This window comes from Bradyrhizobium sp. 41S5 (assembly GCF_011516665.3).
GTDB classification, from domain to species: domain Bacteria; phylum Pseudomonadota; class Alphaproteobacteria; order Rhizobiales; family Xanthobacteraceae; genus Bradyrhizobium; species Bradyrhizobium quebecense.
Genome location: NZ_CP083721.1, coordinates 8,224,892 through 8,251,481, shown reverse-complemented (window position 1 = coordinate 8,251,481; position 26,590 = coordinate 8,224,892). Strand labels below are relative to the sequence as shown.

General features: G+C 65.4%; 22 protein-coding genes and 2 pseudogenes. 15 read left to right on the top strand and 9 right to left on the bottom strand.

Going from position 1 to position 26,590, the window contains the following annotated elements; genetic code table 11:
* Window positions 1-10: 10 nt before the first annotated feature.
* Window positions 11-1,321 carry an HlyC/CorC family transporter gene (locus HAP47_RS39505; RefSeq protein ID WP_173640140.1) on the top strand — a complete coding sequence of 437 codons (1,311 nt, stop codon included), beginning with the start codon at window positions 11-13 and terminating at the stop codon, window positions 1,319-1,321.
* A gap of 23 nt (window positions 1,322-1,344) precedes the next feature.
* On the opposite strand, the gene HAP47_RS39500 is transcribed toward HAP47_RS39505, so the two are convergent.
* Both HAP47_RS39500 and HAP47_RS39495 read right to left on the bottom strand, forming a co-directional pair.
* Window positions 1,345-1,833: a hypothetical protein gene (locus HAP47_RS39500; RefSeq protein ID WP_231168682.1), complete on the bottom strand. Its 489-nt coding sequence runs from the start codon at window positions 1,831-1,833 to the stop codon at window positions 1,345-1,347.
* An 88-nt stretch (window positions 1,834-1,921) separates the two neighbouring features.
* Complete coding sequence (locus tag HAP47_RS39495) at window positions 1,922-2,197, bottom strand: BolA family protein (RefSeq protein WP_173640141.1); 276 nt, start codon at window positions 2,195-2,197, stop codon at window positions 1,922-1,924.
* A gap of 109 nt (window positions 2,198-2,306) precedes the next feature.
* Between HAP47_RS39495 and HAP47_RS39490 the strand changes: the two genes are divergently transcribed.
* A complete protein-coding gene (locus HAP47_RS39490; RefSeq protein ID WP_021082239.1) occupies window positions 2,307-2,942 on the top strand; it encodes a J domain-containing protein in 636 nt (211 codons plus the stop codon).
* Between the two features lie 171 nt (window positions 2,943-3,113).
* Here the strand turns inward: HAP47_RS39490 and HAP47_RS39485 are convergent, their stop codons facing one another.
* Window positions 3,114-4,208 carry a citrate synthase/methylcitrate synthase gene (locus tag HAP47_RS39485; RefSeq protein WP_173640142.1) on the bottom strand — a complete coding sequence of 365 codons (1,095 nt, stop codon included), beginning with the start codon at window positions 4,206-4,208 and terminating at the stop codon, window positions 3,114-3,116.
* Between the two features lie 76 nt (window positions 4,209-4,284).
* Between HAP47_RS39485 and HAP47_RS39480 the strand changes: the two are divergent.
* A pseudogene (locus HAP47_RS39480) lies at window positions 4,285-5,542 on the top strand (citrate/2-methylcitrate synthase).
* Here the strand turns inward: HAP47_RS39480 and HAP47_RS39475 are convergent.
* Entirely contained in the window at window positions 5,543-6,205 is a 663-nt protein-coding gene (locus HAP47_RS39475) for a DedA family protein (RefSeq protein ID WP_173640143.1), read from the bottom strand.
* A gap of 293 nt (window positions 6,206-6,498) precedes the next feature.
* Between HAP47_RS39475 and cobS the strand changes: the two genes are divergently transcribed.
* The 5 genes from cobS (at window position 6,499) to HAP47_RS39450 (ending at window position 12,162) form a co-directional block, all read left to right on the top strand.
* The gene (gene cobS / locus HAP47_RS39470; protein ID WP_173640144.1) at window positions 6,499-7,497 is read left to right on the top strand and encodes a cobaltochelatase subunit CobS; all 999 of its coding nucleotides are present in this window, start codon (window positions 6,499-6,501) and stop codon (window positions 7,495-7,497) included.
* A 3-nt stretch (window positions 7,498-7,500) separates the two neighbouring features.
* On the top strand, window positions 7,501-7,911 hold the full coding sequence (locus HAP47_RS39465) for a GNAT family N-acetyltransferase (protein WP_173640145.1): 411 nt from the start codon (window positions 7,501-7,503) through the stop codon (window positions 7,909-7,911).
* Window positions 7,908-9,806 carry a cobaltochelatase subunit CobT gene (gene cobT, locus HAP47_RS39460; RefSeq protein ID WP_173640146.1) on the top strand — a complete coding sequence of 633 codons (1,899 nt, stop codon included), beginning with the start codon at window positions 7,908-7,910 and terminating at the stop codon, window positions 9,804-9,806. Before HAP47_RS39465 ends, cobT begins: the two co-directional genes overlap by 4 nt.
* A gap of 3 nt (window positions 9,807-9,809) precedes the next feature.
* Window positions 9,810-10,916 carry an esterase-like activity of phytase family protein gene (locus HAP47_RS39455; RefSeq protein WP_173640147.1) on the top strand — a complete coding sequence of 369 codons (1,107 nt, stop codon included), beginning with the start codon at window positions 9,810-9,812 and terminating at the stop codon, window positions 10,914-10,916.
* Between the two features lie 133 nt (window positions 10,917-11,049).
* Window positions 11,050-12,162, top strand: coding sequence for an NADH:flavin oxidoreductase/NADH oxidase (locus HAP47_RS39450; RefSeq protein WP_173640148.1), 1,113 nt, complete (start codon window positions 11,050-11,052; stop codon window positions 12,160-12,162).
* Between the two features lie 31 nt (window positions 12,163-12,193).
* Here HAP47_RS39450 and HAP47_RS41920 read toward each other — a convergent pair whose 3' ends face one another.
* Window positions 12,194-12,337, bottom strand: a complete 144-nt coding sequence (locus HAP47_RS41920) for an aromatic-ring hydroxylase C-terminal domain-containing protein (protein ID WP_371821724.1) — start codon at window positions 12,335-12,337, stop codon at window positions 12,194-12,196.
* A 23-nt stretch (window positions 12,338-12,360) separates the two neighbouring features.
* Here HAP47_RS41920 and HAP47_RS39445 point away from each other — a divergent pair, with 23 nt between their 5' ends.
* Together HAP47_RS39445 and HAP47_RS39440 are read left to right on the top strand one after the other, a co-directional pair.
* On the top strand, window positions 12,361-12,624 hold the full coding sequence (locus HAP47_RS39445; protein ID WP_231168680.1) for a hypothetical protein: 264 nt from the start codon (window positions 12,361-12,363) through the stop codon (window positions 12,622-12,624).
* Window positions 12,625-12,730: 106 nt separating this feature from the next.
* Entirely contained in the window at window positions 12,731-13,831 is a 1,101-nt protein-coding gene (locus HAP47_RS39440; RefSeq protein WP_173640149.1) for an LLM class flavin-dependent oxidoreductase, read from the top strand.
* Window positions 13,832-13,924: 93 nt separating this feature from the next.
* On the opposite strand, the gene HAP47_RS39435 is transcribed toward HAP47_RS39440, so the two are convergent.
* A complete protein-coding gene (locus HAP47_RS39435) occupies window positions 13,925-16,192 on the bottom strand; it encodes a DUF2235 domain-containing protein (protein ID WP_173640150.1) in 2,268 nt (755 codons plus the stop codon).
* Window positions 16,193-16,415: 223 nt separating this feature from the next.
* Here HAP47_RS39435 and HAP47_RS39430 point away from each other — a divergent pair, with 223 nt between their 5' ends.
* On the top strand, window positions 16,416-16,835 hold the full coding sequence (locus HAP47_RS39430) for a hypothetical protein (protein ID WP_173640151.1): 420 nt from the start codon (window positions 16,416-16,418) through the stop codon (window positions 16,833-16,835).
* A gap of 12 nt (window positions 16,836-16,847) precedes the next feature.
* Here HAP47_RS39430 and HAP47_RS39425 read toward each other — a convergent pair whose 3' ends face one another.
* Window positions 16,848-17,456 (bottom strand): TetR/AcrR family transcriptional regulator, encoded by a 609-nt coding sequence (locus HAP47_RS39425; protein WP_173640736.1) that lies wholly within the window; start codon window positions 17,454-17,456, stop codon window positions 16,848-16,850.
* 52 nt (window positions 17,457-17,508) lie between these two features.
* Here HAP47_RS39425 and HAP47_RS39420 point away from each other — a divergent pair, with 52 nt between their 5' ends.
* The 4 genes and pseudogenes from HAP47_RS39420 to HAP47_RS39405 all read left to right on the top strand — a co-directional run bounded on the left by HAP47_RS39420 (window position 17,509) and on the right by HAP47_RS39405 (window position 24,352).
* Complete coding sequence (locus tag HAP47_RS39420) at window positions 17,509-17,766, top strand: hypothetical protein (protein ID WP_173640152.1); 258 nt, start codon at window positions 17,509-17,511, stop codon at window positions 17,764-17,766.
* Window positions 17,767-18,060: 294 nt separating this feature from the next.
* Window positions 18,061-21,523: pseudogene (locus tag HAP47_RS39415) on the top strand (acyl-[ACP]--phospholipid O-acyltransferase).
* A gap of 63 nt (window positions 21,524-21,586) precedes the next feature.
* The gene (locus HAP47_RS39410) at window positions 21,587-23,362 is read left to right on the top strand and encodes an NAD(P)-binding domain-containing protein (RefSeq protein WP_173640153.1); all 1,776 of its coding nucleotides are present in this window, start codon (window positions 21,587-21,589) and stop codon (window positions 23,360-23,362) included.
* Between the two features lie 27 nt (window positions 23,363-23,389).
* Window positions 23,390-24,352 (top strand): alpha/beta hydrolase, encoded by a 963-nt coding sequence (locus HAP47_RS39405; RefSeq protein WP_173640154.1) that lies wholly within the window; start codon window positions 23,390-23,392, stop codon window positions 24,350-24,352.
* Window positions 24,353-24,568: 216 nt separating this feature from the next.
* Here the strand turns inward: HAP47_RS39405 and HAP47_RS39400 are convergent, their stop codons facing one another.
* Both HAP47_RS39400 and HAP47_RS39395 read right to left on the bottom strand, forming a co-directional pair.
* Window positions 24,569-25,774, bottom strand: a complete 1,206-nt coding sequence (locus HAP47_RS39400) for an ABC transporter substrate-binding protein (RefSeq protein WP_173640155.1) — start codon at window positions 25,772-25,774, stop codon at window positions 24,569-24,571.
* 274 nt (window positions 25,775-26,048) lie between these two features.
* Complete coding sequence (locus tag HAP47_RS39395) at window positions 26,049-26,276, bottom strand: hypothetical protein (RefSeq protein WP_173640156.1); 228 nt, start codon at window positions 26,274-26,276, stop codon at window positions 26,049-26,051.
* Window positions 26,277-26,590: the final 314 nt, after the last annotated feature.

The following is a 26,590-nucleotide window of genomic DNA, read 5'->3' as shown; positions in this document are numbered from 1 at the left end:
GATCAACTCAGTGGGCTGGTTAACCTTCTCGATCGTGCTGCTCTGTCTGCTCGTCTCCGCCTTCTTCTCGGCGAGTGAGACGGCGCTGACCGGCGCCTCGCGCGCCAGCATGTTGCGGCTGTCGAAGCAGGGCAACAGCGAGGCCACGGTGGTCTCGAGCCTGATGGCGATGCGCGAGCGGATGATCGGCGCGCTGCTGCTCGGCAACAATATCGCCAATATCGGCGCCTCCGCGCTCGCCACCGGCATCTTCACCGCCTGGTTCGGCGATGTCGGCGTGCTTTATGCAACCGGTGTGATGACGGTGCTGGTGGTGATCTTCGCGGAAGTGCTGCCCAAGACCGTCGCCATCAACGCGCCGGACCGGGTGTCGCTGCTGGTGGCCCGGCCGATGCGGTTGACGGTGTTCGTGCTCGGGCCGCTTCTCACCATCATTGAATGGATCGTTCGCGCCCTGATGCGGCTGCTTGGGATCAAGATCGGCGCGCATCAGGCCATCCTGTCGCCGACCGAACGCCTGCGCGGCGCGGTCGATCTGTTGCATCACGAAGGCAAGGTCGAGAAGCAGGACCGCGACATGCTCGGCGGGTTGCTGGACCTCAGCGAACTGCAGGTCTCCGACGTGATGGTCCACCGCACCGAGATGACCATGGTCAATGCCGACCTGCCGCCCGAGGAATTGGTGCGCGAGGTGCTCGCGAGCGAATACACCCGCATTCCGCTGTGGCGCGAGAAGCCGGAGAACATCGTCGGCGTGCTCCACGCCAAGGATCTGCTGCGGGCGATGCGCGCCAATGAAGGCGACATGTCGGCGATCGATGCCTCGGCGATCGCGCTGCCGCCCTGGTTCGTGCCGGAGATGCGCCCGGTCTCCGAACAGCTGAAGGCGTTCCGCCGCCGCAAGACCCACTTCGCCCTGGTGGTCGACGAGTATGGCGAGGTCGAAGGCATGGTGACGCTGGAAGACATCCTGGAGGAGATCGTCGGCGACATCTCCGACGAGCACGATGTCGTGGTCGCCGGCGTGCGTGCCCAGCCGGACGGCTCGGTGGTGGTCGACGGCTCGGTGCCGATCCGCGACCTCAACCGCGCGATGGACTGGCGCCTGCCGGACGAGGAAGCGACCACGGTCGCCGGCCTCGTGATCCATGAGGCGCGATCGATTCCTGATCGCGGCCAGAGCTTCACCTTCCACGGCTTCCGCTTCCGCGTGCTCCGCCGCGAGCGCAATCGCATCACCGCGCTGCGCATCGTCGCGGTCCCGCGCGAGGCCGCCGAGCCCGACGAGAAGAAGCCGAAGCGGGCAGGGACGGCGTTCTAGCGTTGGGCCCGCGGCTCGCCGGATTACTCGATATCGATCGAGATGCCCGACAGCTTCCACGCGCCGTCGGAGGGGATGAAGCCGAGCTGATACTTCACCTGTTTGGGCGTGGTGTCGAAATGGCCCTTCAGCCGCAACACGCCCTTGTCGTCGATCTTGGCGTCCTCATCGAGCACGATCGGCTTGGCAACGACCGCGTCGAACACCGCGTGCTTGTCGACCAGATCCTTGAAGATCGTCTTCAGCTTGTCCGGCGAAAACTGGTCGCGGAACGGCTTTGACATCTTGGCGTGGAACACGGCGAAATTGTTCGCGGCCACCGCATCGTTGAGCGAGACCAGGATGCTCTTGATCAGCACCTCCTGGACGAACGGGCTCGGCATATCCAGCGCGGAGGCCGGGCGCATCGCGCAGATCAGGAGCAGACCGGCGGCGGCGACAATCGACCGGAAGCGTGGCCAGCAAGGGATCATCAATGGCCCCATATCCAGCGTGGCGATACGATCCATCATTCTCCTGCTCACATCTGGCGCAGGTCCGTCGCCCGAGGTCCCATTCTCATAACGGAAAACCACTGCCTCGTCTTGAGCCAAGCGCGAGCTAGCGCGGCTTTTCCCCGGGGCCGTGGGCGTGGATCGCCAGTGCATGCACCGAACCGGCGAGTTCCTGCGCCAGCGTCGCATTTATCATGCGATGGCGTTCGAGCCGGCTCTTCCCTTCGAAGGCCGGAGACACAATATATAGCCTGAAATGCGTCTCGCCGCCTGGCCTGTGGCCGGCGTGGCCCTCATGTAGATGTGACTCATCGACCACGTCGAGGCTTTCGGGCAAGAAAGCTTCACGCAACTTGTTTATGATAGCGTCTTTGGTGCTCATGGCGGCGGAGTTAGGTCCGCGACGGCTTTTCGTCAATGGTGCAAGCGGGAAACGAGGTCTGCGCAATGTCAAGACTTGAAGATTTGTGCATTGCGTAGTCAAAGAGAACATGCCGATCGATTCATCAAAATTCTTCGACTCCATTCGCATCAAGCCGACCAAGGTGAGTGCGAAGCGCCAGGCGCAGGCCGGCGAGCAGGCCGTGACCTGCGAGTGGGCGGGTTGCCAGAACAAGGGCGCGCACCGCGCCCCGAAAGGCCGCGAGAATTCGCGCGAGTATTGGCACTTCTGTCTCGATCACGTCCGCGAGTACAACCAGTCCTACAATTTCTTCCAGGGCATGAATCCCGACGACGTCGCGCGCTACCAGAAGGACGCGCTGACCGGCCACCGTCCGACCTGGAAGATGGGCGCCAACAACGGCAAGAAGGAGAGCGGTCTCGACGCCGCCTCCGATCCGTTCCACGTGTTCTCCGAGCTCAACGGCCGCGGCCGCTGGCGCCCCGGACCGGGTGGCGCGGAGCCCAAGCCCGAGACCCGCAAGGTCATGAACGCCGAGCGCAAGGCGTTGCTGGTGATGGGGCTCGGCGCCGGCGCGACGCTCGAAGACGTCAAGTCGAAGTACAAGGCGCTGGTGAAGCAGCACCATCCCGACGCCAACGGCGGCGACCGCTCCACCGAGGATCGCCTGATCGAGATCATCAAGGCGTACAATTATCTGAAGACCGTGGTGCGCGAGGCGTAAGCTCTTGCGTCCGTCGCCCCCGCGGAAGCAGGGGCCCATAACCACGGACGGTTATTGTTCTCGTCAGGTGTCGACCCCATCGTCCCATTGATAGGCCGCGGCGTATGGGTCCCTGCTTTCGCAGGGACGACGGCAGAGTTTGTGGCTCCGCCGTCGGACGCTTCCTGCTGTTCAGCCCTTCGGCACTGCCCCGACATAGGACGAGCTCGGCCGGATCAACCGGCCGGTGCGTCGCTGCTCCAGCGCATGCGCGGTCCAGCCGGCGGCACGGGCCACCGCGAAGATCGGCGTGAACGCCTGCCGCGGGATCTCCAGCGCATCAAGCAGGATCGCGGTGAAGAACTCGACATTGGTCTCGAGCGGCCGGTCCGGGTTCTTCTTGCGCAGCGCTGCGCGGATATAGGCCTCGACCTCGCCGGCAAACGGCAGGTCGGCGCCGTCGGCTTCCAGGTGTTCGATCGCAACCTTCAGCACGTCGGCGCGCGGATCGCGCACGCGATAGACCCGATGACCAAAGCCCATCAGCCGTTCGCCATGCGCCAGCGCGCCGTCGACCCAGGGCTGGATGCGCTCACGGGTGCCGATTGCGTCCAGCATCTCCAGCACCGGCTCCGGCGCGCCGCCATGCAGCGGGCCGGTCAGCGCGCAGTAGCCACCGGTGATGGCCGCGAACAGATCGGCCTGGGTCGAGGCGATCACCCGCGTGGTGAAGGTCGATGCATTCATGCCGTGATCGCAGACGGTGACGAAATAGGCGTCGAGCGCCGCAACCTCGCGCGGCTCGGCCTTGCGCCCCCGCAGCATCCGCAGCGTGTCGGCGGCGTGGCTGGCATTCGGGTCCGGCGCGATCGGGGCATGTCCCTTGGCGTGCTGGACCAGGGCGCCCGCGATCACCGGGAAGGCGCCGACGATGGTTGCCTCGTGCTCCAGCCCGTTCTCGCCGCGCAGGCCTGCGATCGCGGCCCGGAAGCCGTCGACGATCGACATGCCGCGCGTCGCCGGCATCAGGTCCGGCAGCCGCGCAAATGCGCGTTCGCGGGCGGCGCCGAGGCCGGCGCGGATGTTGGCTTCGCTCAGCGACTTGCCGGTGGCGCCGTTCCACAGCCGCGCCGTGACGCCCTCGAAGCTCGACTTGCCCGCGAGGTTGGCGACGTGCTCGCCGGCGATGATCAATTCGCCGCGCTCGCCGTCGACATGGCTCAACACGGTCTCGGCAGCGGGAACGCCGTCCAGACCGATCTGGCTCTTGGTGAGAATCATGTTCATGGCCCGATCTCCTAGCTTCACCTCGCAAAGATCGAGCCTCTCGACGAGTTGATCAATCTTGATTATATAAATCAATATGAAAAAATCCGCCGAGCTTTACCTCTCCGCTCGCGAAGCCGCTGCCGAGCTCGCGATCTCGCCGGCGACCCTCTACGCCTATGTCAGCCGCGGCCTGATCCGCTCCGAGCCGTCGCCGGATTCGCGCAGCCACCGCTACCGCGCCGAGGACATCAGGGGGTTGAAGGAGCGCCGCGTGCCGTCGCCGGAGCCGCGCGGCTTTCGCAATTTCGACGCCGACCTGCCGGTGATGGATTCGGCGATCGCGACCATCACCGAGCAGGGCCCGATCTATCGCGGCGTGAACTGCGTCGATCTCGCCGAGCGCGACACGCTGGAGCACACCGCGACGCTGCTATGGGACGTCACCGGCGTCGATCCGTTCGCGTCGGACAATTGCCCGCATGTCTCGGACGAGATGCGTGCGATCGCCGAGGCCGCGCGCCGCGCCCAGCCGATCGATCGGACGGTCGCCGTGCTGGCGCTGGCGGCGAGTGCCGATCCCGGTGCCTTCACCCGCGCGCCTGATGGCCGTGCGATGGTCGGCGGGCGCATCCTGCGGCTGCTGGTCGCGACCATGCTGAACGCCGTGCCATCGGCCGAGCCGCTGCATGAGCAGGTGGCGCGGGTCTGGACGCCGGACAACATGATCCCGGCGCGCGCCACGCTCTCGCCGAGCGAAGCACGCGCCCGACCTGATTCGCCGCGCGCTGGTGCTGCTCGCCGATCATGAACTGAATGCCTCCACCTTCACGGCGCGCTGCGCGGCATCGACTGGCCTCAATCTGTACGACTCCGTGATCGCGGGTCTCGTCGCGTTGAAGGGGCCGATGCATGGCGGCGCCGGCGTGCTCGCCTCGCGCCTGGTCAAGACCATGATCGACAATGACGTCGCGCCCGTGGTCCGCGAGCGGGTCGCGCTCGGCGAGCGCTTCGCCGGCTTCGGGCACGGCGTCTACAAGAAGGGCGATCCGCGCGCGATCTCGCTGCTCGAGGCCCTGACGCGGGCCGGCGCGCCGCGCAAATTCACCAGGGAGGTGCCCGATAGGATCGCGGAAGCGACCGGCGAGTTCGTCAACATCGATTACGCGCTGGCGGTGCTGGTGCATGCGCTGCGAATGCCGGCGGGGAGCGAACTCGCGCTGTTTGCGATGGCCCGCAGCGTCGGCTGGATCGCGCATGCCAGCGAGCAGCTTCAGCTCGGCAAGCTGATCAGGCCCCGCGCGCGCTATGTCGGCCCGGCACCCGGGCGGGCCGGCACGACCAATAGTGTTTAGCTATTTTGCCGGCTTGGCCGGTTCGATCAGGCCGCCGCCATGCCGGCGGCGGATGGTCCAGATCGCTAGCGACAGGATGACGGCGCAACCCGCGACCGCGAACATCCACAGGTGCTTGCCGACATGTTGATGATGCGGCAGGCCGGCATAGTCGTGCAGCGCGGTGACGGCGAGCACGCCGGGCAACACGTGCGCCGGTGCCCAGAGCAGGATCGCGGGGATGTTGATCGCGTAGAAGCGCGCCGGCGGCATGTCGAGCGCGCCGGCGGTGATCGGCACAAAGGCGCGGATCGGCGGCACGAAGCGGGCGAAGAACACCGCTAGCACGCCCCAGCGGTTGAAGAAGGCCTCGCTCTGCGCAACCACCCGCGGATAATTGGAGAGCGGCCAGGCCGACAGGATCTCGCGCTGGCTGCGGTGGCCGATCAGGTAGGCGGTGCCGTCGCCGAGCATCGCGCCGGCGGCCGCGGCGGCGAGCACCGGCACGAGCTTCAATTCGCCGCCCGGGACCAACGCGCTCAGTGCCAGGATGATGGTCGAGCCCGGCACCAGCGAACCGACCACCGGGACTGCTTCCAGCAGGGCGGCCAGAAACAGCGTCAGATAGGCGAGCCAGGCATGGGCCGAAACGAAGGCGATCAATGGGTCAAGGAATGAAGTCACAGAATCCCTGGGTGCGGTGAAAACAGATCCGAGAGCTAACAACTCCCCACCGGGCTGAAAAGTGCCTCGCCGGGCAGGCCGCCGTGGCGCTGCGGCGAAAGTACGGCGGGATTTGCAGAGCAGCCTTCCAAAAACCGAGTTTCGCGCCTATCTTTATGATACAACAACGGAACTTTGATTTGCCCGTGGGCTTCTGCCGGCCGATGCTCTCTGCTAGGCTTGTGCGTAGCACCCCATCCGCAGCCAAATGACCTAAATCTGGTTTCGGGACTGCCCGGGACCTCGGAGGATGAATGACGACGGCCGTCCAGACCAAAGCGCAAGAACCCGTCGGGTTGCCCGACATGAAGGTGTCGGTTCGGCAGGTCTTCGGGATCGATAGCGATCTGGAAGTTCCCGCCTATTCCGAAGTCGATCCGCATGTGCCGGAAGTCGATAGCGACTATCGCTTCGACCGCGCCACCACGCTCGCGATCCTCGCCGGCTTTGCCAAGAACCGCCGCGTGATGGTCACCGGTTATCACGGCACCGGCAAATCGACTCACATCGAGCAGGTTGCGGCCCGACTCAACTGGCCCTGCGTGCGCGTCAACCTCGACAGCCACATCAGCCGTATCGATCTCGTCGGCAAGGATGCCATCGTGGTCAAGGACGGCAAGCAGGTCACCGAATTTCGCGACGGCATCCTGCCCTGGGCGCTGCAGCACAACATCGCGCTGGTGTTCGACGAATATGATGCCGGCCGCCCGGACGTGATGTTCGTGATCCAGCGCGTGCTGGAGGTGTCCGGCCGCCTGACGCTGCTCGACCAGAACAAGGTGATCAAGCCGCACCCGGCGTTCCGCCTGTTCTCGACCGCCAACACGGTCGGCCTCGGCGACACGTCGGGCCTCTATCACGGCACGCAGCAGATCAACCAGGGCCAGATGGACCGCTGGTCGATCGTCACCACGCTGAACTACCTCGCCCATGACGAGGAAGTGGAGATCGTGCTGGCGAAGGCGAAGCACTATCGCACGCAGGAAGGCCGCGACATCGTCAACAAGATGGTGCGGCTGGCGGACCTCACCCGCAACGCGTTCGCCAATGGCGACCTGTCAACGGTGATGAGCCCGCGCACGGTGATCACCTGGGCCGAGAACGCCGACATCTTCAACGACATCGGCTTCGCGTTCCGCGTCACCTTCCTCAACAAGTGTGACGAGCTGGAGCGGCCGCTGGTCGCCGAGTTCTACCAGCGCTGCTTCAACGTCGAGTTGCCGGAATCCTCGGTCAACGTGGCGCTCAGCTAGTCCATGCCGAAAATCTCCGTCGAGCGCACAGTCACACAGACGAAGAAGGCGGTGCTCGGCGGATTGCTCCGCTACAACAACGAGAAGATGGGGAAGCAGAAGTACAAGCGCTTCGCCATCTCGCTGCGGCAAGGCGACGAGATCGTCGGCGGCATCGTCGGCGAGGTCTGGACCGCGGTGTTGTTCATCCAGCTGTTCTGGATGGAGCAGAAGTTTCGCAACAAGGGCTTTGGCGCGAAGCTGATCAAGGCGATCGAAGACGAGGCGCGGCGCTTCGGAGCGACGCGATCCTATCTGGATACGATGAGCTTCCAGGCGCCCGGCTTCTACCGTGCCAATGGATATAAAGAGTTCGGTTCGATTGAGGGGTATCCCGGCGGCGTCACGCGTCACTGGTTTACGAAATCGCTATGACAACCTCCAATATCAAATTCCGTCCCGGATCGAAGGAAGCGCCGACCGAGCCGTTCAAGCGCTCGGTGTCGGCCTGCCTGAAGGCGATCGCCAAGAAGCCGGAGCTCGAGGTCTCGTTCGCCGCCGAGCGGCCGGGGCTTGCGCCCGGCAAGGCGCGGCTGCCGGAGCCGGCGCGCAAGATGACCAAGCGCGATGCGGCGATCGTGCGCGGCCACGCAGACTCGATCGCGCTCAAGATCGCCTGTCACGATCCCAAGGTGCATCGCAAGCTGATGCCGGGCAATCCGCAGGCGCGCGGCGTGTTCGAGGCAGTCGAGCAGGCGCGTGTCGAGGCGATCGGCTCGCGGCGGATGGCCGGCGTTGCAAAGAACCTCACCGCGATGCTCGACGATCATTTCCACCGCGGCAAGTATGACGAGATCACGGACCGCGCCGATGCGCCGCTGTCGGACGCGCTGGCGATGCTGGTGCGCGAACGCCTGACCGGCATGGCGCCGCCCGCGGCCGCCAAGAAGATGGTCGATCTCTGGCGTCCGACGCTGGAGGACAAGATCGGCTCGCGGCTCGACCAGCTCAGCCGTTTCACCGAGGACCAGGCGAGGTTCGGCGACCTCGTCCACGATCTGCTGTCGGCGCTCGATCTCGGCGACGACCGCAACATGGACTCCGACGACGACGATGACCAGGACGAGAACCAGGACGGCGAGAACGATCAGTCCGGTGCCGAGGGCTCGCCTGATTCCGACGCCGCGCAGGAGATGAGCGCCGACCAGGCCCAGACGAGCGCGGAAGAGATGAGCGAAAGCGCGATGGAGAGCGCGCAGGCCTCCACGTCAGACACGTTCGACGACGGCGAACTCGGCGACGACGAGACGCCGGGCGAAGCGACACGGCCGAATTCGCGTGGCCAGAACGAACCGCGCGGTCCGGAATATCATGCGTTTGCGCCGAAGTTCGACGAGGTGATCGCCGCCGAAGATCTCTGCGACCACGACGAGCTCGAGCGGTTGCGCTCCTATCTCGACAAGCAGCTCGCGCATCTGCAGGGCATCGTGGCGCGGCTCGCCAACCGCCTGCAGCGCCGCCTGATGGCGCAGCAGAACCGCGCCTGGGATTTCGACCTCGAGGAGGGCATCCTCGATCCGGCGCGGCTGTCGCGCGTTGTCACCGATCCTTATCACCCGCTGTCCTTCATGCATGAGAAGGAGGCGACCTTCCGCGACACCGTTGTGACGCTGCTGCTCGACAATTCAGGTTCGATGCGCGGTCGTCCGATCACGGTTGCCGCCACCTGCGCCGACATTTTGGCGCGCACGCTGGAGCGTTGCGGCGTCAAGGTCGAGATCCTGGGCTTTACCACCCGCGCCTGGAAGGGCGGGCAGTCGCGCGAGGCGTGGCTTGCGGCCGGCAAGCCGGCCAATCCCGGCCGCCTCAACGATCTGCGCCACATCATCTACAAGTCGGCGGATGCGCCGTGGCGTCGTGCGCGGAAAAATCTCGGCCTGATGATGCGTGAGGGCCTGCTCAAGGAGAACATCGATGGCGAGGCGCTCGACTGGGCGCACAAGCGCCTGCTTGCGCGTCCCGAGCAGCGCCGCATCCTGATGATGATCTCCGACGGCGCGCCGGTCGACGACTCCACGCTGTCGGTCAATCCGGGCAACTATCTCGAGCGGCACCTGCGCCACATCATCGAGGAGATCGAGACCCGCTCGCCGGTCGAGCTGATCGCGATCGGCATCGGTCATGACGTGACGCGCTACTATCGCCGCGCCGTCACCATCGTGGATGCCGAAGAACTCGGCGGCGCCATCACCGAAAAGCTCGCCGAGCTGTTCAGCGAGACCCACGGCTCGGCGCCCGCACCGGGCACGCGGCGCCGCCTTCACTCGTGAGACATGCGCTCACCCTTTAGCCGCCGCCACCTCCTGCAAGGGATGGCGGCGGGGCTGTCGGCCGCCGCGCTGCCACGTCTCGCGCAGGCGCAGGGCGCGATCGAGCCGGCGCTGACGCCGGGACCGCCCGGCAGGCCGGGCCGTCACCGCGTCGACGAACGCGTCGCGGTCGAGGTCAACGCACGGCCGCTGCCGTCGTTCGATATCCGCGATCGCGCGCGGGTGCGGTTCGGCGCGCTGGAATATCGCAGCGGCCTGATCCTGACCTCGTCATTCTCCGGCTTCGGCGGCCTGTCCGCGCTGCGGCTCGATGCCAAGGGCGAGCGCTTCATTGCGGTCAGCGACCAGGGCACCTGGTTCACCGGCCGCATCGTCTATCGCGGCCGGGAGATGACCGGGCTCGACGATGTCGAGGCGGCGCCGCTGCTCGGCGCTGACGGCAAACCGATCACCGCCACCCGCGGCTGGTACGATTCGGAATCGCTCGCGCTCGACGGCTCCATTGCCTATGTCGGGCTCGAGCGGGTCAACCAGGTGCTGCGCTACGATTTCGCCAAGGGCTTCACCCGCTCGCGCGGCGAGGTGGTGCCGCTGCCGGCGGCGGCGCGCAAGCTGCCCATCAACAAGGGGCTCGAGGCGCTCGTCTTCGTGCCCAAGGTCATGCCCAAAGCCACACCGGTGAGCCAGCCGCTGGCCGGTACGCTGATCGCGCTTTCGGAACGCGGGCTCGATGCCGGCGGCAACCTGATCGCCTTCCTGGTCGGCGGCAGGACGCCGGGCCAGTTCAGCGTCCGCCGCACCGAGAATTTCGACATCAGCGACGCCGTCCTGCTGCCGTCGGGTGATCTGCTGATCCTGGAGCGGAAATTCTCCTGGCTCGGCGGCGCCGGCATTCGCATCCGCCGCCTCGCTTTGTCGGACATCGCGCCCGGCGCCGTCGTCGACGGTCCGGCGATCTTCAATGCCGATCTCGGCAACGAGATCGACAACATGGAAGGCATCGACGCCCATGTCACCGCGGAGGGCGAGACCGTGCTGACCATGATCTCCGACGACAATTTCTCCCTGATCCAGCGCAATTTGCTGCTGCAATTCACGCTGGTGGACTGAGACGCCGGCCTGCGGGCCACCGTTATCGCATTGCTGATCTGCCCCGGCCCGTTCGGCGACGGCGACAGTTGGTGATCGGGGCGGCCGCCTCTATCTTGTGGTGGCCGTTTCCCCGATCCCGGATGCCCCTCGCATGAGCACTCTGTTTTCCCCGATCGAACTGCGCAGCCTCAAGCTCGCCAACCGGATCATGGTCTCGCCGATGTGCCAGTATTCGGCCGATGACGGCTCCGCTACCGATTGGCACTTCACCCACATCAACATGCTGGCGCTGTCGGGCGCCGCGATGTTCTGCATCGAGGCCACCCATGTCGAGGATATCGGGCGGATCACGCCGGGCTGCCTCGGCCTCTATAGCGATGCCAACGAGGCGGCGCTGAAGCCGATCCTGGCCTCGGTGCGCAAGCATTCGAAGGCCGCGGTCGCGATGCAGCTCGCCCATGCCGGCCGCAAGGCTTCGAGCCAGCGTCCGTGGGAGGGCGGCCAGCTGATCCCGGTTGCCGAAGGCGGCTGGCAGACGGTTGGGCCGTCGGCTGTCCCGCATAAGGACGGTGAGGCGCCGCCGCGGGCGCTCGATGACGCCGGCCTGAAGCGGATTCGCGAGGCCTTTGTCGCGGCCGCCAGGCGGGCCGACCGGCTCGGCATCGATGCGCTCGAGCTGCACGGCGCGCACGGTTATCTGCTGCACCAGTTCCTGTCGCCGATCGCCAACAAGCGGACCGACCGCTATGGCGGCTCGCTCGAGAACCGCATGCGCTTCCCGCTGGAAGTGTTCGACGCGGTGCGCGCCGTATTCCCGGATCACAAGCCGATCGGCATGCGGGTGTCGGCGACCGACTGGGTCGAGGGAGCCTGGGACCTCGCGCAGACCATCGAATTTGCCAAGGAGCTGAAGAAGCGTGGCGTCGACTGGATGGACGTCTCCTCCGGCGGCGTGTCGCCGCTGCAGAAGATTCCGCTCGGTCCGGGCTACCAGGTGCCGGCGGCGCAGGCGGTGAAGGAGGAGGCCGGCGTCACCACGATGGCGGTCGGCCTCATCACCGAAGCGAAGCAGGCCGAGGAGATCGTCGCGTCAGGCAAGGCCGACATGGTCGCGCTTGCCCGCGGCATGCTCTACGATCCGCGCTGGGGCTGGCACGCGGCTGCCGAGCTCGGCGGCGAGGTGAGTGCGCCGCCGCAATACTGGCGCTCGCAGCCCTCGACCCAAAAGGCGCTGTTCGGCAAGACCACGTTCGGGGCGCGCTGAGATGCCGTCTCGTCTGACCTCGCCTGCGCGGTCAGTGCGTGGCGGGTCCGAACCAGTGCGTCAGCGCGGCGTCGAGGCCCGCCAAGTCCTTATCGTCGGCCGCCCAGGCGATGCAGGCATCGGGGCGGATCAGCAGCGACGGGCCGGCGCGCCTTGGTACGCATCGTACGAACATGTCCCAACGAGCCGCGATTGCTGATGCGGCGCCGCCCGTTGCGTGACGAGTTGATCGATGATCTTGCAACCGTGCTGGCGGGCGCCATCAAGCGGCCGCTCGCCGATGCCGACGCCCGGCTCGCCGCGTCGATGGTGGTCACCGCCGTGACCGTCGCCTATGCGGAAGGGCTTCGCGAGCACAAGGCCCGCCGATCGGCGGCCTCGACACGCGAGGCCTTCCTGCAGATCATGGAGCGCAGCTTTTCAGGCATCGCGATTATGCTGAAGGGGACGCCTTACGCGTGATTCCCGGCCGGGCGGCATGCGACAAAGCCATTGTTCTGCCGTAGCCGGGGCAGTTACTCTCCGGAGCGCGTGCGGAAGATACGCATCGAACAAAGAGAGGAAACCCATGGAACTCGGATACTTCGCGATGCCGTCGCATCCGCCGGAGTGCGGACTGAAAGAGGGCCACGACTGGGACCTGCAGGTGCTGCGCTGGCTGGACGAGCTCGGTTATCAGGAAGCCTGGATCGGCGAGCACCACACCGCGCCCTGGGAGCCGCACCCGTCGCCGGATCTGTTGATCGCGCAGGCGCTGCTGCAGACCAAGAACATCCGCATCGGACCCGGCGGCTTCCTGTTGCCGTATCATCACCCGGCCGAGCTCGCCAACCGCGTTGCGATGCTCGATCACCTCTCGAACGGGCGGCTCAACTTTGGCGTCGCGGCCTCGGGCCTGCCGAGCGACTGGGCAATGTTCAATGTCGACGGCATGTCCGGCCAGAACCGCGACATGACCCGCGAGGCGCTTGAGATCATCCTGAAGATGTGGACCGAGCCGGCTCCGTGGACCCACAAGGGCAAGTTCTGGACGGTGACCAAGCCGGACACGATGTTCGATTTCCTCAAACCCCACATCAAGCCTCAGCAAGCACCGCATCCGCCGATCGGCGTCGCCGGCCTGTCGAAGAATTCGGATACGCTCAAGCTCGCCGGCGAGCGCGGCTTCATCCCGATGAGCCTCAACCTCAACCCGGCCTATGTCGGCAGCCACTGGGACTCGGTCGAAGCCGGCGCGGCCAAGACCGGCCGCAAGCCGAGCCGCAGGGATTGGCGGATGGTGCGCGAGGTGTTCGTCGCCGATACCGACGAGGAGGCATGGAAGCTCTCGACCGGCGACATGATGGGACGGATGATGGGCGAGTACTTCCTGCCGCTGCTCGGCCACTTCGGTTTCAAGGATTATTTGAAGGCGTCACCCGACGTGCCTGACAGCGACGTCACGGTCGAGTATTGCGCCCGCAACAACTGGATCGTCGGCTCGCCCGCGACCGTCACCGAGAAGATCGAGAAGATCTATCAGGAGGTCGGCGGCTTCGGCGTGCTGCTGGTGTTCGGCTTCGACTACAAGCACAAGCCCGAAGCCTGGCACAATTCGCTGCGGTTGCTGAAGCAGGAGGTGTTGCCCAAGCTGAAGCACCTCGACGCCTCGGTCGGCCGCGCGGCGTAGGTTTGAGGATTGGGAGGAGCGCGGGGCAGCAACGCTGCCTCGCGCATGATCTTGATCGCCCGACCGCAATAGGTTGACGCGGGCTGGGCCGGATCACAGCAACTTCACCGTGACCTTCGCGTTGCCCTTGTGGTCGCCGTAGAACCATTTGTAGATCCAGGGCAGGCCGATGACGGCCTGGTTGACGTAGAGAAAGATCTCGCCGCTGCGATCGGCGGTGAACCTCGCTTTGTAGACTTGCGGATCGGTGTTCGGCGCCGGCAGCGGATCGAGGAAATACTCGTCGACGCCGGTCTCTCCGACCCGTGCGATCAGCCTGAACCATGGCCGGAACAGGATGCGCCGCAGAAAGATCGTGGCGTATCCGCGCCAGCGTTTTGTGCCCTCGATGGTCGAGGTCCGGTATCCGATCGGCGTGACGGCGCGTCCGGCGTCCTCCCATGGCTCCGACATCGTGATCGCGATCTCGTACTTGAACCCGGTGCGGACCTTGAGCCCGGTCGGCGCACAGATCGCGCTGGTGTCGAAGTCGGCAGCATCCTGCGGGATACCCTTGTCGACGGCGACGAGCTTGTCCGCCGCGCTCCCCTTGCAGAAGGCGCCCATCGAATCCGCGGCATTGAACAGGAAATGGCTCAGCAGCGTCGCGCCGAACCAGACCAGCAAGGCCGTGAGCAGGAACGGCACGACATGCCGCTTCCCGATATTGAGAATCCACTGATAGATCGTGCTGGTGCGGAATCGATAGATCGCGTCGTGCATGGACCCGGAGAGCGGCGTCGGGTTCGCGCGGTCACGCCAGATGATCCGCATCCTGTCGCTGATCGTTGCGCTCAGCGAACTGCCCACAGCCATCAGCACGATAACGGCGATGATGCCGCCGGCGAACCATTCCGGGTTGCCGGCATACCAATCGGTCCACCAATGAAACGAGGCGGGCAGGAACGATTCGATGAAGCGCACCAATTCCGAGATCATCCTGAACCAGGAGCTGAATTCGTGCTCCTTGTGCTGGTTATGGAACAGCCAGAACGTCGCCAAATGCAGCGACGCCGCCAGCGTGGCGAAGTAGGCGATCCGCCGCATCCAGACGAAATTCCACAGCTTCTCCTGCGCGGCATGACGCGCCGGCGCGCCACTGGGCGTTTCAAACGTATTGCTGCCCAGCGGTGTCACCTGGCCGCTGCGGGAGACGACCACATAGTTCGGCGGAAGTCCGATCGGGGCGTAGGCATTGGCGCCGCTGTCGATCCGCTCGAACACGCTTTCGTGGATCTTCGGCATCGGCACGCTGACGCCGGCGTAGGGGTCGTTGCAGAGATCGGCGACCTTGCGGGGACCGTACCGGTAATAGGCGCCGAGGCCGGCCCGCGAATCATAGAGGCGGCCATCCTTGTCCTCCGAGGACTTGATCGCCTTGATCGCGTCGGGATCGGCAATCGGCGCGCTCTTGAACACGAGCCCGCGCTTGACGGCTTCGTCGACCAGCCAGGCCAGCGGCACGAACGCGACGGCATCGTCCGGATAGCCGCCGCCGACATTGGCGTGCATGCCGACGAACCACACCTGGACGAGGCGCTCGCCATCGATCGTTGCCGGCACAGGCGGTGCGGGCTGTCCCGGCTCCCGCTCCGTCCAGAGCACCGGATGGAAGGTCGTGCGCTCGTCGTCGAGCGCCAGCGCGTGCCGGGCGCATTTGACCTTCGGGCTGAGAATCCGGTTCGGCAGCTCGAGCGGCCACACCCAGTTGGAGATGCCGCGTGTCATCTCGTCGATCGGCAGGCCATAGGCCGCGACGGTGTCCCAGATGCCGATGAACTCGATCGCCGGCACTGGTTTCCGTGCGATCTCCGCATAAGGCTTGTTGCCTTGAAGGCGATCCAGCACCGGCACGAGGATGTAGTCGCGCAGCGCGCGGAACAGCACCTCGATGCGCCAGATCGAGTGGTAGCCCGCGGCCCGGTACGCGCGATAGGCCTTCACTGCGCCGTCGTGCAGTTCGGCTTCGGTGTCGGCGACGATCAGGCCCTGATCGAGGATCAGTGCGGCGAGCGTGCGCACGGTGAATGCGCCGCGGCTGAATCCGAACAGGTATATCTGCGAGTCGTTTTGGTGATCGTAGTTGCGGCAGATGAATTTGTAGGCATCCAGGATATTGCGCTTGAGGCCGTAGCCGAAGGCGCCGCCGAGCAGCGCAAGCGGAACGAAGGACGACGTGCCGACGCCGTCATCATACTTGGCGGCCTGCGCGTTGCCCTGCAAATCCAGCGACTGGAATATCCGCCAGACATTGGTGCGCCAGACGCTGGAGGCGGCGTTGCCGGTGCCGTCGGACAGGATGATGATCTTGGGGCTCGACATTGAAATGACGCTCGCTGAAATGAATGAAGCGGATGGCGCAGCGTAGCAGCAGCCGGGTCGATTGCTACCTTGGATCGATCTTTAATCATTCGGCGCCGCGATAGGTGTGAATTGGCACACAAAAGCGTCCCGAGGTCGCGGCCATGTGAGGCGAGACGACTTTCGCGGCGTAACGAAAAGGCCTAGCGTGACCGGTGGTGCAATTCAGTGATGAGGCAAAGCAATGCGTCGCCGCGTCAGAAAATTTGCCCATATCCTGGAGCGCTTCGGCCTCGCCCTGGCGGGAGCAGCCAGCGGTCTGTTCGTCGCCATCCATGTCGGCTCGAGCGTGTCGGCGCTGACCTCGCAGGCGTTCCTGCTGATCATGATGCTGGGCGGCGCGATCGGATTCTATCTCGGCATCGATACGCCGCCCAAGCTCTTCCATCCGAAGGACGGGACCTCGACACGCAAGATCGACGCGGCGGAGCTGCTCAGCGCGATCGGCACCTTCCTCGCGACCATGGTCGCGTTCTTCTCGGTCGGCGTCGTCGTGCTGCGCAGCGAGCCGGACATCGCCTGGACCGCGGCAATCATGGCGGGTTGGGTGCTCGGCATTGCCATGCAGATCGTCGCCGGCACCATCGCGCGCACCCGCGCGTGACTACGTGTCACGCTAAACGCCCAATCCCGCGAGATGCGTGTCGACGAACTGTGCGAGCCGCTCGCGCAACATCTCCGGCGGCACCGCGACCATGCGCTCCTCGAGGCCGAGCGAGATGATGCCGTGGACCGCGGAAAACATCGTCCGCGACAGCAGCGCGACATCGTCGGGATCGCGATCGGGCAACAGCCGCACCAGCGGTGTATGCATCAGCGCGAAGGCATCCATCACCATCGCCAGGATATCTTCCGGAAACGGCCGGTCATCCTCCATCCGGTGCTCGAACAGCGAGCGCAGCAGATTGGCGTGCTCGGCGGCGAAGCCGAGATAGGCGTCGGCAAGCCCGTGCAGCTGTCGCATGGGATCGTCGGCCGGGATTGCCTTGAGCCGTGCGGTCAGGGCCTGAACGGTCTCCCGGTTCACGGTCAGGATCAGGCCGTCGAAGTCGCCAAACTCGTTATACACGCTGCCAATGGAGCAGCCGGCGGCCTCGGCGACATCACGAACTTTCAATGATCTCAAGCCTTTAGTGGCGATGTATCGGCGCGCGATCTCGATCAGCAGAGTTCGCCGCTGAAGTTTTTTCCGGTCGCGCCGCGATTCTTCTTGAACAATGTTCATTTTCGTACTACCAATTTGAGCGTTGCTCAAGTTGGCATAGGAGGCCACTCACATGCAGACACTAGCACTTCAGTTGACCACCACCTTTGTCGATGACGCGATCGAGCTCATGAGGGGCTTCGGCCGCGCCATCTTCGCCCTGGCGACCGCCCCGATCGAGCGGATCGCCCGCGCCTGCGACGTCGCAGGTGTGCTGGAGCAGCGGCGTGCCGATCGGCGCGCACCGCGCACGGCGGCCCAGCGTGGCAGCCTGTGCAAGTCACGCAACTGCCGCTGGTGGCCGTTCGGCGGCCTGAGTGATCTGACCTGACGCGTCCACTCCGCAATTGTCGTCGAAAACCTCAACAAACCGCTCACCATGTCCCTCGCGGGCCGTTTCGAGATCGTTCAACCCCAAGCCTGAATCAGGTCTGGATAAGGTCTCGTACATCTTCGGCGGGCAATGTCGCGCCGACCCGGCGCCAGCTGATGCGCGCCGGCTCGAACCGATACGTTGCGGAAAAGACTAAAGGCTGCGGCATCTTCGTCATTTTCACCACCCCATTCTCTGCCACGCGAATTCGCAGACCTGCCACGCCGCGCGCGCTAACCCAAGGAACCGGTCATGATCAAGGAATTGATGACGTCCCGCCGCTTCGCGCCGCTGTTCTGGTCGCAGTTCTGCTCGGCGTTGAACGACAACGTGCTGAAGAATGCGCTGGTGATCATGCTGCTGTATGGCATCGCCAACGAGCAGGGGCCGGCGCTGGTCCAGCTCGCCGGCGCGGTCTTCATCGCGCCGTTCTTCGTGTTGTCGGCGCTCGGCGGCGAGCTCGCCGACCGCTACATCAAGTCCATCGTCGCCCGCCGGCTGAAGTTCTTCGAGATCTTCGCCGCTGCCTTCGCCGCAGGCGGCTTCTTCACCCATTCGATCCCGCTGCTGTTCATCGCGCTGGCGCTGTTCGGCATCGTCGCCGCGCTGTTCGGCCCGGTGAAATACGCTGTGCTGCCCGACCAGCTGTCGGTTTCCGAACTCGCGACCGGCAACGCGCTGGTCGAGGGCGCAACCTTCATGGCGATCCTGATTGGCACCATCGCGGGCGGTATGTTCGTCGCCGGCGCCAGCCATATGGGCTGGATCTGTGCCGCCGTGGTCGGCCTGTCGGTGCTGTCCTGGGGCTTTGCGTCGCGCATTCCGGTGACGCAGCCGTCCGCGCCCGATCTGCCGATCACCAAGAATCCCTGGACCTCGACGGTTCGTCTGTTGAAGTCGCTCTATGCCGAACAGCGGCTGTGGGACGGCATGGTGATCGTGTCCTGGTTCTGGATGGTCGGCGCGATCGTGCTGTCGCTGCTGCCCGCGCTGATCAAGGAAGGCGTCGGCGGCACCGAGGGCGTGGTCACGCTGTGCCTCGCCGTGTTCGCGATCGGCATCGCCGCCGGCTCGCTGTTCGCCGCGCAGCTGAGCCACGTCCGCCCGAATCTCGCGCTGGTGCCGATCGGCGCCATCGTGATGGGCGTGATCGGCCTCGACCTCGCCTGGGCGATCGCCGCCACCTCGCTCGGCAAGGACGTCACCGCGGCGGCGTTCGCGGCCTCGTTCGGCGGCTTCCGTATGCTGGCTGATTTCTTCCTGTTCGCGTTCGGCGGCGGCCTGTTCGTGGTGCCGTCGTTTGCGGCCGTGCAGGCCTGGACCGCGCCGTCCGAGCGCGCCCGCATCATTGCCGCCGGCAATATCCTGCAGGCCGGCTTCATGGTCGCCGGCGCGGTGTTCGTCGGTGCGCTGCAAGCTGCCGGCCTGCCGATCGCCTGGATCTTCTTCGGCCTGGCGATCGCGAGCTTCGGCACCGTCTGGTTCGTGCTGAACAAGTGGGGCAAGGAAGGCGTGCGCGACTTCGGTGCGTTGCTGTTCCGTGCGCTGTTCCGCCTCGATGTGCGCGGCATGGAGAATCTGCCTCCGGCCGGCACGCGGATGCTGATCGCGCCCAATCATGTCAGCCTGGTCGACGGTCCGCTGCTGCACGCCATGCTGCCGATCGACGCGAGCTTCGCCGTCGACACCGGCATCGCCAAGGCGTGGTGGGCCAAGCCGTTCCTGAAGATGATCAAGCACTACACGATGGACCCTACCAAGCCGCTGGCGGCGCGCGACCTGATCAAGCTGGTCGCCGCCGGCGAGCCCGTCGTGATTTTCCCCGAGGGCCGCATCACGGTCTCCGGTTCGCTGATGAAGGTCTATGACGGCACCGCGATGATCGCCGACAAGGCCGATGCGGTCGTCGTCCCGGTCCGCATCGAGGGCGCGCAACGTTCGCATCTCAGCTATCTCAAGAATGGCGAGATCAAGCGCTCCTGGTTCCCCAAGGTGACGATCTCGATCCTGCCGCCGGTGAAGCTGCCGATCGACCAGTCGCTGAAGGGTAAGGCGCGCCGCAATGCCGCCGGCGCCGCGCTGCAGGACGTCATGATCGACGCCATGGTCCAGAACGCGATGCTCGACCACACGCTGTTCGAGGGTCTCGGCCACGCCTATCGCGACCGCGACACCGGCAAGCCGATCATTGAGGACGCGCTCGGCACCAAGCTGACCTATCGCAAGCTGATCCTCGGCGCGCAGGTGCTGAGCCGCAAGCTCGAGCAGGGCACGGCGGTCGGCGAGAATGTCGGCGTGCTGTTGCCGAACTCGGCCGGGGTTGCCGTCGTCTTCATGGCGCTGCAGACCATCGGCCGCGTGCCGGCGATGCTCAACTTCTCGGCCGGTCCGGTCAACGTGCTGGCCGCGATGAAGGCGGCTCAGGTGAAGACCCTCGCAGGCCTTCATCGAAAAGGGCAAGCTCGACAAGCTGATCGCGGCGTTGGCGGGCCAGGCCCGCGTCGTCTATCTCGAGGATATCAGGGCCGGCATCGGCCTCGCCGACAAGATCGCGGGTTTCCGCGCCGGCATCGCGCCGCGCGTTACCCGCCAGGCCAACGATCCCGCGGTCGTCCTGTTCACCTCGGGTTCGGAAGGCACGCCGAAGGGCGTCGTGCTGTCCCACCGCAACATCCTCGCCAACGCGGCGCAGGCGCTGGCGCGGGTCGATGCCAACGCCAACGACAAGGTGTTCAACGTCCTGCCAGTGTTCCACTCGTTCGGTTTGACCGGCGGCATGATGATGCCGCTGCTCGGCGGCATTCCGATCTTCATGTATCCGTCGCCGCTGCACTACCGGATCGTGCCGGAGCTGATCTACCAGACCGGCGCGACCATCCTGTTCGGCACCGACACGTTCCTCACCGGCTACGCCCGCTCGGCGCATGCCTATGATTTCCGCACGCTGCGGCTCGTCATTGCCGGCGCGGAAGCGGTGAAGGAGCGCACGCGGCAGATCTACATGGAGCGCTACGGCATCCGCATCCTCGAAGGCTACGGCGTCACCGAGACCGCGCCGGTGCTGGCGATGAACACGCCGATGGCGAACCGCCAGGGCACCGTCGGCCGCATTTCGCCGCTGATGCAATACCGCCTCGATCCGGTCCCCGGCATCGAGGAAGGCGGACGGCTGTCGGTGAAGGGTCCGAACGTGATGCTCGGTTACCTCCGCGCCGAAAATCCCGGCGTGCTCGAGCCGCTGCCGGAAGGCTGGCACGACACCGGCGACATCGTCACGGTCGATGCGCAGGGCTTCATTGCGATCAAGGGCCGCGCCAAGCGTTTTGCAAAGATTGCGGGCGAGATGGTCTCGCTCTCGGCGGTGGAGACCATGGCATCGGCGCTGTGGCCGCAGGCGATGTCGGTTGCGGTCTCGATCCCCGACGCGCGCAAGGGCGAACGCATCGTGCTGCTCACCACGCAGAAGGATGCCGACCGCGCCGCGATGCAGCGCCAGGCCAAGAGCGTCGGCGCTTCCGAGCTCGCCGTGCCAGCCGACATCCGCGTGGTCGACAAGGTGCCGCTGCTCGGCACCGGCAAGACCGACTATGTCGGTGCTACTGCGCTTGCCGAAGAAATAGCAGCGGAACTCGCTGCGGCGCCTGCGGCGCAGGCCGAGCCTGCCGGCGAGGAGGACGAGGCCGAGCCGGCGTCGCGGCAGCAACACGTCGCATGATGGTTGTGCTTTTCGGGAGCATGTTGTCAGATAGACGGCAACTGCTCCCGAGAAAGCACGATCATGCTGGACAAACTGAACCCGGCTACCGAGGACGCGCCTGAACTCATAGCCGAGCGCTGGATCGGTGCGCTGGATGCGGCGCTGACGAGCCGTTCCCTTGACGCTCTTGCCGCACTGTTTGCGCCCGACAGCCACTGGCGCAACATCTTCGGCATCTCCTGGCATTTTGCGACCTTCAGCGGGCGGCAGAGCGTCGTTGCCGAGTTGTTGCAGCGTGCTGCCGCCGCGAACGCGCGTGGATTTCGTCTCGATGACCGTGCCTTGATACCGCGGCGCGCCGTGATGGCCGGACGCGAGGTGGTCGAGGCGATCTTCACCTTCGACACGTCGAATGGCCCCGGCACCGGCGCGGTCCGCTTGTTGCGCGGCGCGGACGGAAATTCCGCGGCGTGGACGTTCTCCACGATGCCTGACTTCGACCGCATCTGCGACGCGCGCGCTACGCACGCCGCCGAGCAATCACACGCGCGCGATTTCGCCGCGCCAGACTGGCTGGAACAGCGGCGGACCTCGCGCGCCTATGCCGACCGCGAGCCCGATGTGCTTGTTGTCGGCGGCGGCCATGCGGGCATCGCGGCCGCCGTCGAGTGCAAACGGATCGGGCTCGACGCCCTGATCGTCGATCGCCAGCAGCGCATCGGAGACAATTGGCGGCTGCGCTATCGCGGCCTCAAGCTGCACAACAAGACGCCGGTCAATCTGTTCCGCTACCTGCCGTTCCCGCCGACCTTTCCGGACTACATCCCGAAGGACAAGATCGCGAACTGGCTCGAGAGCTATGTCGACATCATGGAGCTCGACTTCTGGACCGAGACCTCGTTCGACGGCGCGCGCTATGACGAAACCGCGCAGCGCTGGACGGCGACGCTGCAACGGCCTGACGGCCCGCGCACGCTGCATCCGAAGCACATCGTGCTCGCGACCAGCGTCAGCGGCACGCCGAACATCCCCACGATCCCGGGCATCGAGCGCTTCGAGGGCCGGGTGCTGCATTCCAGCGCGTTCGCGGCGGGACGCGAATGGGCAGGGCGCTCGGTGGTCGTGTTCGGCACCGGCACCAGCGCGCATGACATCTGCCAGGAGCTGCACGCTGCCGGCGCCGATGTCACCATGATTCAGCGCAGCCCGACCATGGTGGTCAATGTCGAGCCGGCGCAGCTCTACGACAGGACCTATCTCGGTGACGGTCCGCCGATCGAGGTGCGCGACATCCTCAATTCCGGCGTGCCGCTGCCGGTCATGAAGATCGCGCACCGGATCATCACCGACGAGGTGAAGCGGCTCGATGCGCCCTTGCTGTCGCGGCTGGAGCGCGCCGGCTTCCGGCTCGAATTCGGCGAGGACGGCACCGGCTGGCCGCTGAAATTCCGCTCCCGCGGGGGCGGCTATTACTTCAATGTCGGCTGCTCCGAATTGATCGCCGACGGCAAGATCCGCCTGATCCAGGCCGCCGATATCGCCGGCTTCACCGCCGATGGCCTCGGGCTGAAGGACGGCACGTCGCTCGCCGCCGAGCTGTTCGTGCTCGCCACCGGCTACAAGGGCCCCGACCATCTGGTCGGCAGGCTGTTCGGCGAGGACGCCGCAGCGCGCGTCGGCCGCGTCTGGGGCTTCGACGATGCGACGCAGGAACTGCGCAACATGTGGACGCGCACAGCGCAGCCCGGCCTCTGGTTCACCGGCGGCGCGTTTTCGCAGGCCCGCGTCTACAGCCGCTTCATCGCGCTGCAAATCGCAGCGATCGAGGCCGGCAGCCTTTCCAAGCATCTCACCTAGTTGCAAGCACCGAACTGAAGGACTCCCATGCCGCTTCCGCTCGACTCCGTCATTGAGACAATCATCCCGCTGCTGCCGTTGCGCGATCCCGCAACCATGACGCCGCAGAGCTGCCGCGATTCGCTCCGTGCGCTGGCCGATGCGCGGGCCGCGGTGCCGCCGCCGCCGGTCGATGTGGCTGATGATATCGCGGTCGCCGGCGCCGCGGGCAAGCTCGCGGCGCGGCTCTATCGCAACGGCCGTGGCACGGCGCCGACCGTGATCTTCTTCCACGGCGGCGGCTGGGTTGCCGGCGATCTCGAGACCCATGACCGCCAGGCGCGCAACCTCGTGATCGAGACCGGCGCTGTCGTGATCTCGGTCGATTACCGCCGCCCGCCGGAGGCGCGCTTTCCGGGCGCCTTCGAGGACGCGTTCACTGCTGTCCGCGACGTCGTCGCGCGCATCGCCGAATTCGGCGGCGATCTCTCCCGCGTCGGCGTTGCCGGCGATTCCGCGGGCGGCAATCTCGCGGCCACTACCGCGCTCGCCTGCCGCGACGCCGGCATCAGGCTCGCCGGGCAATTGCTGGTCTATCCCGTCACCGACGTAGCAGGCAATTTTGCCGATGCGGGCGAGAACGCGAAATTGCCGTCGCGTGCCGAGAATGCCGAGGGCTACTTCCTGACGCGTGCGACGATGCAGTGGTTCGCGGGGCATTATCTCGCAGATCTCGCGCACGGCGCCGACTGGCGCGTCTCTCCGCTGCGCGCGAAGTCTCTCGCCGGTGTCGCGCCGGCGGTCGTCACCACCGCCTGGTTCGACCCGCTGCGCGACGAGGGCCATGCCTACGCCAAGGCGTTGCAGGCGGCCGGCGTGCAGGTCGCGTATCATGCCGGCGAAGGCCTGATTCACGGTTACTTCGGTCTCGGCGATGCGTCGGAGGCGGCGCGCGCCGAGGCGCAGCGGGCGCGGGCGGATTTTCGGGTGTTGCTGGAGCGGGGAGTTTAGTCTCCGCGTCGTCCTGGCCGTTGTTGGCGAAGGGAGTTTAACCTCCTCGTCGTCCCGGCCAAGCGAAGCGCGCGCCGTGACCCATAACCACCGCGGCCTGCCGTTGTAGTCGCCTGCGGTCCCATCGTCATGCCACACGGACATTCGGGGTTATGGGACCCTGCTTTCGCAGGGACGACAATCTTGGTGTGGATAGTTCGCGTTCAACAACTCACCTCAATCATTCCCGATGGTGTCGCCGAACAGCTGCCAGGTTTCGCCGTTGAACTTCTGCAGCCGCATCGCTTCGACCGGGAAATAGTCGGTCGGCGAGGTCTTCACCTTGATGCCGGGCAGGAACATCGGCAGCTCGATGTCGAGGTTGGCGGCCTGCTTCATGATGTTCTCATGGGTGAGGTCGTCGCCGCATTGCTTGAGCACCTGCACCGTCGTCTCCGCCACCACGTAGCCGTAGACGATCAGCTGGTCCTGCAGATTGCCGTCCGGGAAGTATCTCTTCATGAAGTCCTGCCAGGCGATCACGTCCTTATCGTCCTTCCACTGCGGATCGTTCGGATCCTTCAGCGAGTAGGACGAGATGATGTCCTTGGCGTAGTCGAAGCCGGCGGGCTTCAGCACCGAGGACACCGAGGTCGAGGTCGCCGCGAGGAAGAACAGGTCCGGCTTCCAGCCGATCTCGCCGATCTTCTTGATCGCCTGCGCCGCTTGCTTCGGGATCGCGTGCATGAACAGCACGTTGGCGCCGGAGGATTTCAGCTTCACGATCTGGCTGTCGACCGTTGGGTCAGTCGATTCATAGGTCGTCTCCGCCACCACCATCCTGGCGGTGTTCTCCGGTCCCAAGCCCTTCTTGAAGCCGTTGCCGTAATCCTTGCCGGCGTCGTCGTTCTGGTAGAACAGCGCGATCTTCGCGTCCGGCTTGTTGGTCAGCACGTATTTGGCATAGACCGCGGTCTCGGCCTGGTACGACGGCTGGAAGCCGATCGACCACGGATAATGCGCATAGTCGCCCCACAGCGTGGCGCCGGCGCCGACGAACAGCTGCGGCACTTTCTTGTCGTTGAGATATTTGCGCACGGCAAGCCCCGTCGGCGTGCCCAGCGGATTGAGGATCGCGGCGACCTCCTCCTGCTCGACCAGCTTGCGGGTCTGCTCCACCGTCTTCGGCGGCGAGTAGCCGTCGTCGAGCGTGATCAGATTGATCTTGCGCCCGTTCACGCCGCCCTGGTCGTTGATCATCTTGAAATAGGCGGCCTGCGTCTTCGCGATCACGCTGTAGGCCGACGCCGCGCCGGAAAATGGCGAGGTCTGTCCGAGCTTGATCTCGGTGTCGCTGGCGCCCGCGCCATATTTCTTCTCGGCGGCGTGCGCCTGTGTCGCGAGCGCAAGCGCGACTAGAGCCGTGATGGCCTTCCAGATCATCGTGAGCCTCCCTGTGGCGTTCTTATTGTTCGCGAGGGAGAGCTTACGCAGGTCCGGGAAGGCGGGCTTGCGACGAGACGCCGGGGCAGGGATGCGAAAATGCGGCGGGGTCCAACGTTTACCGTCGTCCCGGCCTAGTGCGCAGTTGCGCACGGGAGCCGGGACCCATTACCCCGGCTGCTTATGTGGTGCGACGCTGGGGCAACATTCCGCGTACCGGCAAACATTAGTGGTTATGGGTCCCGGCCTTCGCCGGGACGACGGTGATGAGCCCTCAGCGGTAGCGCACGCTGCCGGTCGTGACCGGATCGGTCGGCAGCACGGTGGCGCCGGCTCTACTGGCGGCGGCGGAGGTGATCATACCGGGCTCGGCCGCGGCCTGCACATCGCGGGGCGGGTTGAATTCGAGGATGACGAGGACTGCCGTGGCCAGCACCGCCACGGCGGCGGTTGCGAGCGCAGGCACCAGTCTTCCGCGCGTATCGGCTGCGCGAATTTGCATTGACCAATTCCTTTATTGGAGTCGTTCTTTGGACGTGATGTAGGAACGGCCAAGCTTCTTCCCAAGAGTGCGGCGCACATGCCTCACAATCAGTTGTGCCGGCCGTGATGTCCTTCACGGTTTTCGGATCCGCGCGGCGTGACCGCGTCGAATCGCATTCGTGTCGGACGGCTTGTTTGCACACCATGAGTTGGAAGAGATCGTGGCGTTTTGCATGCGCCTCATGCGCTCGTGATTGATCGCGTGAGGTTGTGATTAATGCCTTCCGCCTTCGCTGAAGCTACAGCGCGACAAGCCGCTTTTTGCCGTGATTT